Raw genomic sequence first — 13924 nt, forward strand, 5'->3', positions numbered from 1 at the left:
GCCGGTCGTCGGCACGGGCCCCTTCGCGTGCGCGCGGGTGCGCGCGCGTGCGCGCGTGCGCGCGGGTGCCGTGCGGCGTCAGCCGCGGCGGCCCACCAGGCGCCAGGCGGTGGGCAGCGCGGCCATGGCCAGCGCGACCTTGAGCGCGTCGCCCAGCAGGAAGGGCACCAGGCCGTCGAACACCGCGGTGGTGAGGCTCGTGCCGGTGGCCAGGGCCAGGTAGGGCACGCCGACGGCGTAGATGATCGCGGTGCCCACGGCCATGGTGCCGACGGTCCGCAGGACGCCGCGGTCGCCGCCGCGGCGGGCGAGGGCGCCGACCACCACGGCGGCCAGCAGCATCCCCAGGACGTAGCCGAAGGACGGCAGGCCCGCCCCGTGCTCCCCCTGGGCGAACCAGGGCACACCGGCGACGCCGGCCACGGTGTACAGGCCGAGGGAGAGCAGCGCGCGCCGGGCGCCCAGGCCCGCGCCGACGAGCAGGGCGGCGAAGGTCTGCCCGGTGACGGGCACCGGCGAGCCGGGCACCGGCACGGCGAGCTGGGCGGCGATCCCGGTCAGCGCGGCGCCCCCGAGCACCAGGGCCGCGTCGCGGACCCGGGCACGGGCGGCGGTGGCGGCGGGCAGCGCGTCGGCGAGGACGGCGCCCGGGCGGAGGCTGGCTGCGGCGGTGCTCATCGATAACTCCGGTCGGGTGACGGCGGGGGACAACGCGTTGACGCTATCCGACGGCGGGCGGGTGTATGCCGTGACGTTGGCGACAACGGTCCGCCGGGTGAGTCGTCCGGTTCGGCCAGGGGTCGGCCAGGAGTCGGCGGTGTCGACCGGTGTCCGCATAGTGCGACAGTGATCTGCGCCATTGAAGCACGGTGAGTCGTGCCTCACACTGGCCGTCAGCCGGCCGGAACGGGATCGTCGTCCACCGTTCACCGTGCTTCCCCCCTCCTTCTTCCCTGGGACTGCCATGGCTTCCTCCCCGACCACCGAGGCGTCCGCCGCCACGCCGTCCGACGCCGGCGGGAGCGGTCCGGACACGCCCGGCGCCCTCTCCCACGGCCTCAAGCAGCGCCACCTGTCGATGATCGCCCTGGGCGGGGTGATCGGCGCCGGGCTGTTCGTGGGCTCCGGCGCGGGCATCGCCGCCGCCGGGCCGGCCATCGTCGTCGCCTTCGCCGCCTCCGGCCTGCTGGTCATGCTGGTGATGCGCATGCTGGGCGAGATGTCGGCGGCGTACCCGTCCTCCGGCTCGTTCTCGGTGCACGCCGAGCGCGCCATCGGACCGTGGGCCGGTTTCACGGCCGGCTGGATCTTCTGGACGCTGCTGTGCGTCGCCGTCGCGGCCGAGGCCATCGGGGCCGCGGAGATCATGACGGGCTGGTTGCCGGGCACCGAGCCGTGGATGTGGGTGGCGCTGTTCATGGCCGTCTTCTGCGGCACGAACCTCGCCTCGGTGCGCAACTTCGGCGAGTACGAGTTCTGGTTCGCCGCGCTGAAGGTCTTCGCGATCGTGGCGTTCCTGCTGCTGGGCGTGGCGGCGATCGCCGGGGTGCTGCCCGGCACGGACGCCCCGGGCACGGCGAACCTCACCGGCAACGGCGGCTTCCTGCCGACCGGTGCCGAGGGCCTGGTCGTCGGCCTGCTGGCGTCGGTGTTCGCCTACGGCGGGCTGGAGACGGTGACGATCGCGGCGGCCGAGTCCAAGGACCCGGTGCGCGGGGTGGCCAAGGCCGTGCGCACCGCGATGTGGCGCATCGCGGTGTTCTACGTCGGCTCGATGGCCGTCATCGTCACGCTGATCCCGTGGGACGACGCCTCCGTGCTGAGCGGCCCGTACGCGGCCGTGCTGGACCACATCGGCGTGCCCGCGGCGGCGCAGGTCATGAACGTCGTGGTGCTGGTCGCCCTGCTGTCGGCGATGAACGCCAACATCTACGGTGCCTCGCGCATGGCGTACTCGCTGGTACGCCGCGGTGAGGGCCCGGCGGCGCTGGGCAAGGTCTCCGGCGGGGTGCCGCGGCGCGCGGTGGTGGCCTCGTCGGCGTTCGGCTTCGTCGCGGTGATCCTGAGCCTGGTGTGGCCGGACACGGTGTTCTTCTGGCTGCTGAACACCGTCGGCGCGGCCGTGCTGGTGGTGTGGGGCTTCATCGCCGCCTCGCAACTGCGCAGCCGCCGCGCGCTGGAGCGCGAGGCCCCGGAGAAGCTGGTGGTGCGCATGTGGGGCTTCCCCGTGCTGACCTGGCTGGCGATCGCCGGGATCGGCGTCATCTTCGTCCTCATGCTGCGCGACGGCTCGACGCGCCAGCAGCTCTTCGCCACCGGCGGGCTGACGCTGGCCCTGGCCGTGGTGGGCGTGGTGCGTCAGCGTCTGGCCGCCCGGCGCTGACGCCCGGCCGGCCGGCGCTCACCGCCCGCGGGGCGGCTCCCCACCCGGGGGGCCGCCCCGTTTCGCGTGTCCCGGCCGAGGGCGCGGGATCTTGTTGCTGGTAACTTCTTCTTGCAATACATTTGCAACAACGGCCAGAGGGGAACAAGCGCATGTCCACGCTCTACACGCTGCCGGAGCTCCCGTACGACTACGCGGCGCTGGAACCCGTCATCAGCGGCGAGATCATCGAGCTGCACCACGACAAGCACCACGCCGCGTACGTGAAGGGGGCCAACGACACCCTGGAGCAGCTCGCGGAGGCGCGCGACAAGGAGCAGTGGGGCGGCATCAACGGCCTGGAGAAGAGCCTCGCGTTCCACCTCTCCGGCCACATCCTGCACTCCATCTACTGGCAGAACATGACCGGTGACGGCGGCGGCGAGCCGCTGGAGAAGGACGGCACCGGCGAGCTGGCCGACGCCATCGCGGAGTCCTTCGGCTCCTTCGCCCGCTTCAAGACGCAGCTCTCGAAGGCGGCCGCCACGACCCAGGGCTCCGGCTGGGGCGTGCTGGCCTACGAGCCGGTCACCGGGCGGCTCATCGTGGAGCAGGTGTACGACCACCAGGGCAACGTGGGCCAGGGGTCGGTGCCCATCCTGGTCTTCGACGCCTGGGAGCACGCGTTCTACCTGCAGTACCGCAACCAGAAGGTCGACTTCGTCGAGGCCATGTGGCGCGTCGTCAACTGGCAGGACGTCGCGGCCCGCTACACGGCCGCCAAGGAGCGGGCGAACAACCTGCTGCTCGCTCCCTGAGCGCGCCCGAGTCCCCTGCCTCGTGATCGTCTTCTCACCCGTCACAGGCAGGCGGCACAGAGGCCCCGCCGCGAGGACGTGACTCGCGGCGGGGCCTCCGGTCTCTCCGCGCGGTGCCTCGGCGCCGTCCCTCCGCGCGGACGCCCGCCGTCCGCGGGGCGGCGGGGCGGTGCCCTCTTCAGTCGAAGACGGGCTCGGCGTCGCGGGTGCGCTTGATCTCGTAGAAGCCCGGTGTGGAGGCGACCAGCAGCGTGCCGTCCCACAGCCTGCCCGCGGCCTCGCCCTTCGGCGCGGGGGTGACGACGGGGCCGAAGAAGCCCAGGGGCCGCCCCTCGGCGTCCGGCACCGCGATGACCGGGGTGCCCACGTCCTGCCCGACCAGGCCGATCCCCTCCGCGTGCGAGGCCCGCAGCGCCTCGTCGTACGCGGTGCTCTCCGCCGCCGAGGCCAGCTCCGGGTCGAGGCCGGCGTCCGTCAGCGCGGCGGCGAGCGTCCGGGCGGAGCGTTCCTCGCCGCGGACGTGGAAGGCGGTGCCCAGCGCCGTGTAGAGCGGCCCCAGCGCCCGCGGCCCGTACTTCTGCTCGGCGGCGACGCAGACGCGCACCGGGCCCCAGGCCGTGCTCAGCAGCTCGCGGTACTCCTCGGGCAGCTCGTCGAGCCGGTTCTCGTTGAGCACGGCCAGGCTCATCACGTGCCAGCGCACCTCGACCGGCCGGACCCGCTCCACCTCCAGCATCCACCGGGAGGTCAGCCATGCCCACGGGCACAGGGGGTCGAACCAGAAGTCCGCGGGCGTTGTGTCGTACTCGTCGTACTCGTCGTACTGGTCGTGCACGTCGTCTTCCTCACTTGGTGACCGGCCGGTCCACCAGCCCTAACACGCCACCGCGGCCCCGGCATTCCCGGGGGCCCCGCTCGGGCGCCCTGCCGCGCGCGGGCGCGGCGTGGCATGCTGACCCCCATTGTTCGATATGCGAGAACGAGTGTGACAAGGGAGTCGGCGCCGTGCCCGGAGAGAACCTGTCCCGTGAGGAGGCCCAGGAGCGGGCCAGACTGCTGGCCGTGGACGGCTACGACGTCGCCCTGGATCTGCGCTCCGCGGTCGGCCCGGCCCCCGAGCGCGGCCCGCGCACGTTCCGCTCGACGACGACCGTGCGCTTCCGGTGCGCCGAGCCGGGCGCGTCCACCTTCGTGGACCTGATCGCCCCGCACGTGCACTCGGCGACGCTGAACGGCACCGCGCTCCCGGTGGACCGCGCCTTCGACGGCGCCCGCCTGCACATCGGTCCGCTGGAGGCCGACAACGAGCTGGTCGTGGACGCCGCCTGCGCGTTCAGCCGCACCGGCGAGGGCCTGCACCACTTCGTGGACCCCGAGGACGGCGAGACCTACCTCTACACCCAGTACGAGCCCGCCGACGCCCGCCGGGTCTTCGCCAACTTCGAGCAGCCCGACCTCAAGGCGCCGTTCGACTTCACCGTCACCGCGCCCGCGCGGTGGACGGTGCTCAGCAACGGCGCGCGCACCGGTGAGCCGCAGCCCCGCGAGGACGGCTCCGCCACCTGGCGCTTCGCCCGCACCCGGCCCATCTCCACCTACATCACCGCCGTGGTGGCCGGCCCCTACCACCACGTCACCGACGTCTACCGGCGCGCGCTGCCCGACGGCGGCACGCTGGAGATCCCGCTGGGCGCGCTGTGCCGGCGCGGCCTGGCCCGGCACTTCGACGCCGACGACATCTTCCTGGTCACCAAGCAGGGCCTGGACTTCTTCCACGACCACTTCGACTACCCCTACCCCTTCGGGAAGTACGACCAGGCCTTCGTCCCCGAGTACAACCTCGGCGCGATGGAGAACCCGGGCTGCGTCACCTTCCGCGAGGAGTTCGTCTTCCGGGGCAAGGTCACCCAGGCGTCCTACGAGGGCCGGGCCAACGTCATCCTGCACGAGATGGCGCACATGTGGTTCGGCGACCTGGTGACCATGGAGTGGTGGGACGACCTGTGGCTGAAGGAGTCCTTCGCCGACTTCATGGGCAGCTTCGCCCAGGTCGAGGCGACCCGCTTCACCGACGGCTGGATCACCTTCGCCAACCGGCGCAAGGCGTGGGCCTACCGCGCCGACCAGTTGCCCTCCACCCACCCGGTGACCGCCGACATCCGGGACCTGGAGGACGCCAAGCTCAACTTCGACGGCATCACCTACGCCAAGGGCGCCTCGGTGCTCAAGCAGCTCGTCGCCTACGCGGGCCGCGACGCGTTCCTGGAGGGCGCGCGGCGCTACTTCAAGCGGCACGCCTACGGCAACACCCGGCTGGCGGACCTGCTGGCGGTGCTGTCGGAGACCTCGGGCCGGGACATGGGCGAGTGGGCGCGCGCCTGGCTCCAGACGGCCGGCGTCAACACGCTCACCCCCGAGGTGCGCTACGACGCCGCGGGCCGCGTCGCGGAGCTGGCGGTGCTCCAGGAGGCGCCGCGGGCGCACCCCGTGCTGCGCCCGCACCGGGTGGCGGTGGGCCTGTACCGGCGCGAGCACGCCGACGCCCCGCTCACCCGGTACGCCCGGGCCGAGCTGGACGTGGCCGGGGAGCGCACGGTCGTCACCGAGCTGGCCGGGGCCGAGCGCCCGGAGCTGGTCCTCGTCAACGACGACGACCTCACCTACTGCAAGACCCGGCTCGACGCCGACTCGCTGGCCACCCTGCGCGAGCACCTGGGCGCGGTGCGGGACCCGCTGGCCCGGGCCCTGTGCTGGTCCGCGCTGTGGAACCTGACGCGGGACGGGCTGCTGCCCGCGCGCGACTTCCTCCACGCGGTGCTGCGCTTCGCCGGCAGCGAGAGCGACGTCGGCGTCCTGCAGATGGTGCACGCCTGGGCCCACTCCGCCCTGGACCACTACGCGGCGCCGCAGTGGCGCCCGGAGGGGGCGCGGCTCCTGGCCGAAGGGGCGCTCGCCGGGCTGCGCGAGGCCGAGCCCGGCAGCGGCCACCAGCTCACCTGGGCGCGGTTCTTCGCCGCGACGGCCGAGAGCGAGAAGGACCTGCGGCTGCTGGAGGAGCTGCTCGCGGGCACCGACCGCGTCGGCGGGCTGGAGGTCGACCAGGAGCTGCGCTGGACGTTCCTGGCCCAGCTCGCGGCGCGGGGCCGGGTCGGCGAGCGGGAGCTGGACGCCGAGCTGGAGCGGGACGACACCGCCTCCGGCAAGCGGCACCAGGTGCGCTGCCTGGCCGCCCGCCCGTCGGCGGAGGTCAAGGAGCGGGCGTGGACGGCGGTCGTGGACTCCGACCGGCTGTCCAACGCGCTCGTCGTCGCCACGATCGCGGGCTTCGCCCAGCCCGGCCACCGGGAGCTGCTCCAGCCGTACTTGTCGCGCTACTTCGCGGCGATCGAGCGGGTGTGGCAGGAGCGGTCCATCGAGATCGCCATGTCGGTGGTGCGCGGCCTCTACCCGGCGCTGGTGGCCACCGACGCGACGCTGGAGGCCACCGACGCCTGGCTGGCCGAGACGGCGTCCACCGCGCCGCCGGCCCTGCGCCGCCTGGTTTTGGAGGCCCGCGACGACCTGGCCCGCGCCCTGGCCGGGCAGGCCCGCGACGCGGCCGCGGCGGGCTGAGCCCCGCCTCCGGCGACCGCCCGCCGTGCTCCCCGGGGCCCGGCGGGCGCCAGGCGCGGCAGCAGGTCCCGGGCGCGGCGGCAGGTCCCGGGCGCGGCGCCGGACTTTAGGGCAGCCGCGTCCCGAAACTGCGACAGGCGTGTAACAGGGGTTACGGAGGTGACCGGAGGCGGGAATTCCGGGCGCATGACGCACAACATCCCGCTCACCCCCCGCCCCCGTCCGCTCAGCGAACTCTCCGACGTGCGCCGCCGCGTGGTGACCGCCCGCGCGCTGCGCGAACAGGGCGTGCCCCTGACCGCCGCGCAGGACCGGTGCCGCGCCGGCGGACCGTGGCAGCGCCCGCTGCCCGGCGTCTACCTGCTGCACCCGGGGCCCGCGACGAGCGAGGAGCGGCTGCACGCGGTGCTGTTGTACGCCCAGCGCGACGCGCCGCCGGGGGCCGCGATGATCACCGGGCTCGCGGCGCTGGCGCTGCGCGGCTTCGCCGCCGCTCCCCCGGTGGCCGCGCTGGACCGGGTGGACGTGCTGGTGCCGCACACCCGGCGGCTGCGCTCGGCGGGCTGGGCCCGGGTGGCCCGGGCGCGGGCGATGCCGGTGGCCGAGGTCGCCGGGGGCCTGCCCGTGGCGCCGGTGGCGCGGGCGGTGGCCGACGCGGTGACGCGGCTCACCGACGCCCTCGCCGTGCGGCGGCTGCTGACGGAGGCGGTGCGCCACGGGCACTGCGAGGCCCAGGCCCTGGTGCGCGAACTCTCCCGCGCCCGGGTGCTGTCCCGGCCGCACGTGGTGGACGCCGTGGACGCCCTCGTCGCGGAGGGCCGGGCGCTGGCCGAAGAGCGGCTGTACGCGATGGTCCGCGACGCCGGGCTGCCCGACCCGTGCTGGCACGTGGACCTGCGGCTGCCGGAGGGCCCGCACCTGGGCGGCGTCGACGCCTACTGGCCGGCCCAGGGCGTCGCGGTGGAGATCGACGCGCGCGGCACCCGCCGGACGGACGAGGACGGCGAGAACCTGTGGGCGCGGTACGCACGCCGCCGCGAGGCGCTGGAGCGGCTGGGCATCGCCGTCGTGCACCTGGCGCCGGCGCGGCTGCGCGACGACCCGGACGGGCAGGCGGCCGTGGTGCGGACGGCGCTGATGACGGCGGGCGAGCGCCCCCCGGCCGGGTACGTGGTGGTGCTCCCCCGCTGAGGGCCGCGCCCCGGGCGCCCGGGGGCGTCACCGCGGCGCGTGCCGCACCCACGCGACCGCCCACGCCGGGTGCGCTCGCTCGGGCGGCCCGGGCCGCTCGGCCAGGGTGCTGATCGTCGATGACGTCCCCGCAGGTCGGCCGCACCAACCCGGCGGCGGCACCGGATATCGCACGCGTGGAAGGATGGCCCGACCGCGGCGTATACCGAGCCGAACGATGAGGAGAGACCAGGTGCCTGGGACGAATCTGACCCGTGACGAGGCGCAGGAGCGGGCGCGTCTGCTGACCGTGGACGCCTACGTCATCGACCTCGACCTTTCCGGCGCGCAGGAGGGCGGCACGTTCCGCTCCGCGACGACGGTGCGCTTCACCGCCCGGGAGGCGGGGAGCACCTTCGTCGACCTGGTGGCCCCGGCCGTGCAGGAGGTGGTGCTCAACGGCGAGGCGCTGGACGTGGACGAGGTGTTCGCGGACGCGCGGATCGCGCTGCCCCGCGTGGCGGCCGGCGCCAACGAGCTGAGGGTCGTCGCCACGTGCGCGTACACCAACACCGGCGAGGGCCTGCACCGGTTCGTCGACCCGGTGGACCAGCAGGCCTACCTCTACACCCAGTTCGAGGTGCCCGACGCCCGGCGCGTCTTCGCCTGCTTCGAGCAGCCGGACCTGAAGGCGTCCTTCCAGTTCACCGTGACGGCCCCCGAGGGCTGGACGGTGATCTCCAACTCCCCGACCCCCACCCCGCGGGAGCGGGTGTGGCGCTTCGCGCCGACGCCGCGCATCTCCACCTACGTCACCGCGCTGATCGCCGGTCCGTACCACAGCGTGCACAGCACCTGGGAGGGCGACGGGCGGAGCGTGCCGCTCGGCCTGTACTGCCGCCCCTCGCTGGCCGAGCACCTGGACGCCGAGGCGCTGTTCGCGGTGACCCGGCAGGGCTTCGACTGGTTCCAGGAGCGGTTCGACTACGCCTACCCCTTCGAGAAGTACGACCAGCTCTTCGTGCCGGAGTTCAACGCCGGGGCGATGGAGAACGCGGGCGCGGTCACCATCCGCGACCAGTACGTGTTCCGCTCGAAGGTGACGGACGCCGCGTACGAGGCGCGGGCGGAGACGATCCTGCACGAGCTGGCCCACATGTGGTTCGGCGACCTGGTCACCATGGAGTGGTGGAACGACCTGTGGCTGAACGAGTCGTTCGCCACCTACACCTCCGTCGCCTGCCAGGCGGAGGCCCCCGGCAGCCGCTGGCCGCAGGCGTGGACGTCGTTCGCCAACCAGATGAAGACCTGGGCCTACCGGCAGGACCAGCTCCCCTCCACCCACCCGATCATGGCCGAGATCCGGGACCTGGACGACGTGCTGGTCAACTTCGACGGCATCACCTACGCCAAGGGCGCCTCGGTGCTCAAGCAGCTCGTCGCCTACGTGGGCCGGGAGGAGTTCTTCCGCGGGGTGCAGGCCTACTTCAAGCGCCACCAGTGGGGCAACACGCGGCTGAGCGACCTGCTCGGCGCGCTGGAGGAGACCTCGGGGCGCGACCTGGGCGCGTGGGCGAAGGCGTGGCTGCAGACGGCGGGCATCAACGTGCTGCGCCCGGAGATCGTCGTCGACGCGGACGGCGTCATCGAGAGCTTCGCCGTGCGCCAGGAGGCGCCCGCGCTGCCCGAGGGGGCGACGGGCGAGCCCACGCTGCGGCCGCACCGCATCGCGATCGGCCTGTACGAGCTGGAGGCCGGCAAGCTGGTGCGCAACGAGCGCGTCGAGCTGGACGTGGACGGGGACGTCACCGAGGTCCCGGAGCTGGCGGGCCGCGCGCGTCCGGCCGTGATCCTGCTCAACGACGACGACCTGTCGTACGCCAAGGTGCGCCTGGACGCGCAGTCCCTGGCCACGGTCACCGCGCACCTGGGCGACTTCACCGAGTCGCTGCCGCGCGCGCTGTGCTGGGCCTCGGCGTGGGACATGACCCGCGACGGCGAGCTGGCCACCCGCGCCTACCTGGAGCTGGTGCTGGCCGGGATCGGCAAGGAGTCCGACATCGGCGTCGTGCAGTCCCTGCACCGGCAGGTCAAGCTGGCGCTGGAGCTGTACGCGGCGCCCGAGTGGCGCGAGGAGGGCCTCACCCGCTGGGCGACGGCCGCCGAGGAGCACCTGCACGCCGCCGAGCCGGGCAGCGACCACCAGCTCGCCTGGGCCCGGGCGCTGGCCGCCGTGGCCCGCACCGACGCCCAGCTCGACCTGCTCGCCGGGCTGCTGGACGGCACGCGCACGGTGCCGGGGCTGGCGGTGGACACCGAGCTGCGCTGGACCCTGCTGCTGCGGCTGGCCGCCACCGGGCGGGCGGACGAACCGGAGATCGCGGCCGAGCTGGAGCGCGACGCGACGTCGGCGGGCGAGCAGCACGCCGCGACGGCGCGGGCCGCCCGGCCCACGCCGGAGGCGAAGGCCCAGGCGTGGGCGCGGGTGGTGGAGTCCGACACGCTGCCCAACGCGTTGCAGGAGGCCGTCATCGCGGGCTTCGTCCAGGCCGACCAGCGCGACCTGCTGGCCCCCTACACCGCGCGCTACTTCGAGGCGCTGACGCGGGTGTGGGAGTCGCGCAGCCACGAGATGGCGCAGCAGGTCGCGATCGGCCTCTACCCGACGCTCCAGGTCGCCCAGGAGACCCTGGACGCGACCGACGCGTGGGCGCGGTCCGCCGGCTCCGCCAGCGCGGCGCTGCACCGCCTGGTGTCGGAGTCGCGCGCCGGTGTCGCGCGGGCGCTGGCCGCGCGGGAGGCGGACCGCCTCGCGCGCTGAAGGCCCCGGCGCGCCGGGCCGGTCCGCCGCCTTCCGGGCGGGCCGGAGCCGGCGCGCGCCGGCTCCGGCGCGCGCCGGGCGCGGCGCGACGTCCCGGGCGGGGGCGGGCGGTGCGGTGCGCGCCGGTCCGGCGCCGTGCACGCACCGAGGGCGTCCCCGGCCGGTGCGGCCGGGGACGCCCTCGGGTGGCGCGGGAGGCGCCGGAAGCTCAGCTCCGGTTCTTGTGGGACTTGTCGCCCACCATGACCAGGCCCGCGATCAGCAGGAACAGGACCAGGGGGGCACCGACGTACAGACCCAGCGTCTCGGCGACGCTCAGCCCCTGGCCGGGGTCGTCACCATCGTCGCGGGTGAGGGCCGAGGCGGGGGACGACATCAGCAGCATCAGCGTCGTACCGACGCCGACGACTCCGGCGCGCGCAGCAAAAGTCTTGTCCACGCCCTCAAACGTAGCGAACCGTTCGCCGCTCCGCGCACCCGGGGTCGGTTCGGGCGCCGCGTGCGGGGGGCGGTGGCCGGGCCCGGGCGGCCCTGCCCGGTAGGGTGTCGGCCCGGTCGCGCGCCGCGACCGGGCCGACACCCTACCGTGCGGGTGGCGCTCCCGGCGCGGCGGGGCGGCCCGCGGTGTTCCGGTCGGCGCCCATCGCCGCGCGCAGGTCGGTGAGCAGGGTGTGCAGCCGGGGCGAGGCCAGCAGCTCCTCCAGCGCGAGCGGCCGCCCGGCGCCGTCGGCGATCGGCAGCCGCCAGTTGGGGTACTCCAGCGAGGTGCCCGGCACGTTCTGCGGGCGCCGGTCGCCGACGCCGTCCGGCAGCCACACGCCCACCAGCCACGCCGGGGTGGCGGCCAGGAAGCGGTAGACGGCGCGGACGCGGGCGGCCTCGTCGCCGTGGCCGCCCTCCAGCAGCCCGAGCCGGGCGAAGAGCGCCAGCCACCGGGCACGCTCGGCGGCGTCGGCGGTGCGTGCGGTGCGCAGCGGCCCGCCGAGCAGCCCGAGTCGGTGGTGCAGCAGCACGTGGTCTCCGCTGAGCCGGGCGGCGGTGCTGGGCAGGTCGTGCGTGGTGGGCGTGGCCAGACAGGCCGCCCGCCAGCGGGCCGGGGGCAGCGGCTCGCCGCCGCCCGCCCAGTCGCGCTCGAACCACAGCACCGAGGTGCCCAGCACGCCGCGTCCGGCCAGCTCCTCGCGGACGCCGTCCTCGACCGTGCCGAGGTCCTCGCCGATGACCATCGCTTTGGCGCGGTGCGCCTCCAGGGTGAGGACGGCGAGCATGGCGTCGGCGTCGTAGCGCACGTAGGTGCCCTCGGCGGGGGGCCGCCCCTCGGGCACCCACCACTGCCGGAACTGCCCCATGACGTGGTCGACGCGCAGCGCCCCGGCGTGCGCGAGCAGCCCGCGCAGCAGCTCCCGGTAGGGGCGGTAGCCGGTGGCGGCCAGCGCGTCGGGCCGCCAGGGCGGCAGGCCCCAGCTCTGGCCGGCCGCGTTGAAGGAGTCGGGCGGCGCGCCGACGGACATCCCGGCGGCCAGGGCGTCCTGCTGGGCCCAGGCGTCGGAGCCGGAGGGGTGCACGCCGACGGCCAGGTCGTGCACGAGGCCGACGCGCATCCCGGCGGCCTTCGCGGCGTGCTGGGCCTGGGCGAGCTGGGTGTCGGTGAGCCAGGCCAGCCAGCAGTGGAAGTCGACGCGGTCCAGGTGCTGGGCGCGGGCCCGGGCGGTGCGGGACGAGCGCGGGTCGTCCAGCCCGGCGGGCCAGGAGCGCCAGTCGGGGCCGTGCAGCTCGGCCAGGGCGCACCACAGCGCGTGGTCTTCCAGGGCGGTGCCCTGGCGGGCGAGGTAGGCGCAGTAGTCGGCCCGGCGGCCCGGGCTGAGCGGGACGGCGCGCAGCAGTTCCAGCGCGTCCCGCTTGAGGGCCCACACCGCGTCGCGGTCGATGTGGGCGTCCTTGCGCAGCACGCCGTCGCGCAGGTCCCGGGCGCGGGCGACGAGCCGGTCCATGCGGGCGCGGTCGGCGCCGTCGAGGTAGGCGTACTCGGGGACGTCCTCGACGCGCAGGTGCACCGGGTCGGCGAAGCGGCGGGAGGAGGGGCGGTAGGGGGACGGGTCGGTCCCCGCGCCGTCGGCCGCGGGGACGGCGGCGTGCAGCGGGTTGAGCTGGACGAAGCCGGCGTGCGCGGTGCGTCCGGCCCAGGTGGCCAGGTCGCGCAGGTCGGCGAGGTCGCCCATGCCCCAGGACCGGGCGGAGAGCGTCGAGTAGAGCTGGACCAGGAGGCCGAAGTCCCGGCCCCGGGCCGCGGGTAACCGCGCGGGCGCGACGATCAGGGTGGCGCGGGCGGTGCGGCCGTCGGGGGCGTGCGCGTGCAGCGTGTGCACGCCGGGCGGCAGGTTCGGGTCGGCGGCGCGCTCCCGGCCGTCCTCGGTCTCGACCCGCAGGTCGGTGCCGGCCGGAACGGCCCGCGGGCCGGTCGGGAACGTCTTCCGACCGGCCCGCAGCACGACGGTGGGCGGCAGCAGGCGTGCGGCGGCCTGCGTGTCGCAATCTTCGAGGGCCTGGCGGACGGCGTCGGGGGTCGACGCGTCCACGCCGAGCGCGGCGAGGACGGTGACGACCGTCTCCTCGGGCACCTCCACCAGCCGGCCGGGGCCGGGGGCGTAGGAGGTGGCGACACCGTGTGCCGCGGCCAGCCGCGCCAGGCGGCCCATCAGATCTCCGAGTACTCCGCGCCGAAGCCGGCCCCGGTGGGCTCGCTGGTCAGCGGCAGTTCGGCGGCGATGGGAAGTTCGCTCGTCAGGGGTGCGACGTCGGCGAGCGGTGGCTCACTGGTCAGCGGCGCCTCGAAGCAGCCGCACGAGCAGGAGCCGTCCAGCCCGGAGTCGAGTCCTTCCAGGGTGGCCAGGATCTGTTTGGAGGGGTCGCCCTCCTCCGCCCGTCCCTGCTGTCTGGGCACAGGGGCGACGGCGGTCTCGAGAAGTTCAGCGGACGCGGCCACGGGGGCCTCCGTTCGATGGACGACAGACGGATCACCCGGTGCCCTACCCACTGCTGAAGCGGGCATCCACGTGCGCGACCGGAACGTGGCGCAGGTCACATCACGGGCGGACACCGGTCATTATGCGGTCTCGGGGCGCCACGGGCGTACGCCACGCG

10 protein-coding genes are annotated in these 13924 nt (G+C 74.9%); 5 read left to right on the plus strand and 5 right to left on the minus strand.

Annotated features, from left to right (window positions below; genetic code table 11):
• Positions 1-78 precede the first annotated feature (78 nt).
• Complete coding sequence (locus OSB71_RS13690; protein WP_265947994.1) at positions 79-678, minus strand: biotin transporter BioY; 600 nt, start codon at positions 676-678, stop codon at positions 79-81.
• Positions 679-964: 286 nt separating this feature from the next.
• On the opposite strand from OSB71_RS13690, the gene OSB71_RS13695 reads away from it, so the two are divergent.
• Positions 965-2383, plus strand: a complete 1419-nt coding sequence (locus tag OSB71_RS13695) for an amino acid permease (protein WP_265947996.1) — start codon at positions 965-967, stop codon at positions 2381-2383.
• 152 nt (positions 2384-2535) lie between these two features.
• Positions 2536-3180, plus strand: coding sequence for a superoxide dismutase (locus OSB71_RS13700; protein ID WP_265947997.1), 645 nt, complete (start codon positions 2536-2538; stop codon positions 3178-3180).
• A gap of 178 nt (positions 3181-3358) precedes the next feature.
• Here the strand turns inward: OSB71_RS13700 and OSB71_RS13705 are convergent, their stop codons facing one another.
• Positions 3359-4015: a mycothiol-dependent nitroreductase Rv2466c family protein gene (locus OSB71_RS13705; protein WP_265947999.1), complete on the minus strand. Its 657-nt coding sequence runs from the start codon at positions 4013-4015 to the stop codon at positions 3359-3361.
• A 170-nt stretch (positions 4016-4185) separates the two neighbouring features.
• Here OSB71_RS13705 and pepN (OSB71_RS13710) point away from each other — a divergent pair, with 170 nt between their 5' ends.
• From pepN (OSB71_RS13710) to pepN (OSB71_RS13720), 3 genes are all read left to right on the plus strand, one after another.
• The gene (gene pepN, locus OSB71_RS13710) at positions 4186-6792 is read left to right on the plus strand and encodes an aminopeptidase N (RefSeq protein ID WP_265948001.1); all 2607 of its coding nucleotides are present in this window, start codon (positions 4186-4188) and stop codon (positions 6790-6792) included.
• A 186-nt stretch (positions 6793-6978) separates the two neighbouring features.
• The gene (locus OSB71_RS13715; protein WP_265948003.1) at positions 6979-7983 is read left to right on the plus strand and encodes a putative endonuclease domain-containing protein; all 1005 of its coding nucleotides are present in this window, start codon (positions 6979-6981) and stop codon (positions 7981-7983) included.
• A gap of 232 nt (positions 7984-8215) precedes the next feature.
• Entirely contained in the window at positions 8216-10783 is a 2568-nt protein-coding gene (gene pepN, locus OSB71_RS13720; RefSeq protein ID WP_265948005.1) for an aminopeptidase N, read from the plus strand.
• 208 nt (positions 10784-10991) lie between these two features.
• On the opposite strand, the gene OSB71_RS13725 is transcribed toward pepN (OSB71_RS13720), so the two are convergent.
• The 3 genes from OSB71_RS13725 to OSB71_RS13735 all read right to left on the minus strand — a co-directional run bounded on the left by OSB71_RS13725 (position 10992) and on the right by OSB71_RS13735 (position 13766).
• Positions 10992-11222, minus strand: a complete 231-nt coding sequence (locus OSB71_RS13725; RefSeq protein WP_265948007.1) for a hypothetical protein — start codon at positions 11220-11222, stop codon at positions 10992-10994.
• A gap of 142 nt (positions 11223-11364) precedes the next feature.
• Positions 11365-13479, minus strand: a complete 2115-nt coding sequence (malQ, locus tag OSB71_RS13730; RefSeq protein WP_265948009.1) for a 4-alpha-glucanotransferase — start codon at positions 13477-13479, stop codon at positions 11365-11367.
• Positions 13479-13766 carry a hypothetical protein gene (locus tag OSB71_RS13735; protein WP_323055284.1) on the minus strand — a complete coding sequence of 96 codons (288 nt, stop codon included), beginning with the start codon at positions 13764-13766 and terminating at the stop codon, positions 13479-13481. The genes malQ and OSB71_RS13735 overlap by 1 nt, the downstream gene beginning before the upstream one ends.
• Positions 13767-13924 lie beyond the last annotated feature (158 nt).

The organism is Streptomyces marinisediminis (assembly GCF_026262575.1).
Taxonomy (GTDB): Bacteria; Actinomycetota; Actinomycetes; order Streptomycetales; family Streptomycetaceae; genus Streptomyces; species Streptomyces marinisediminis.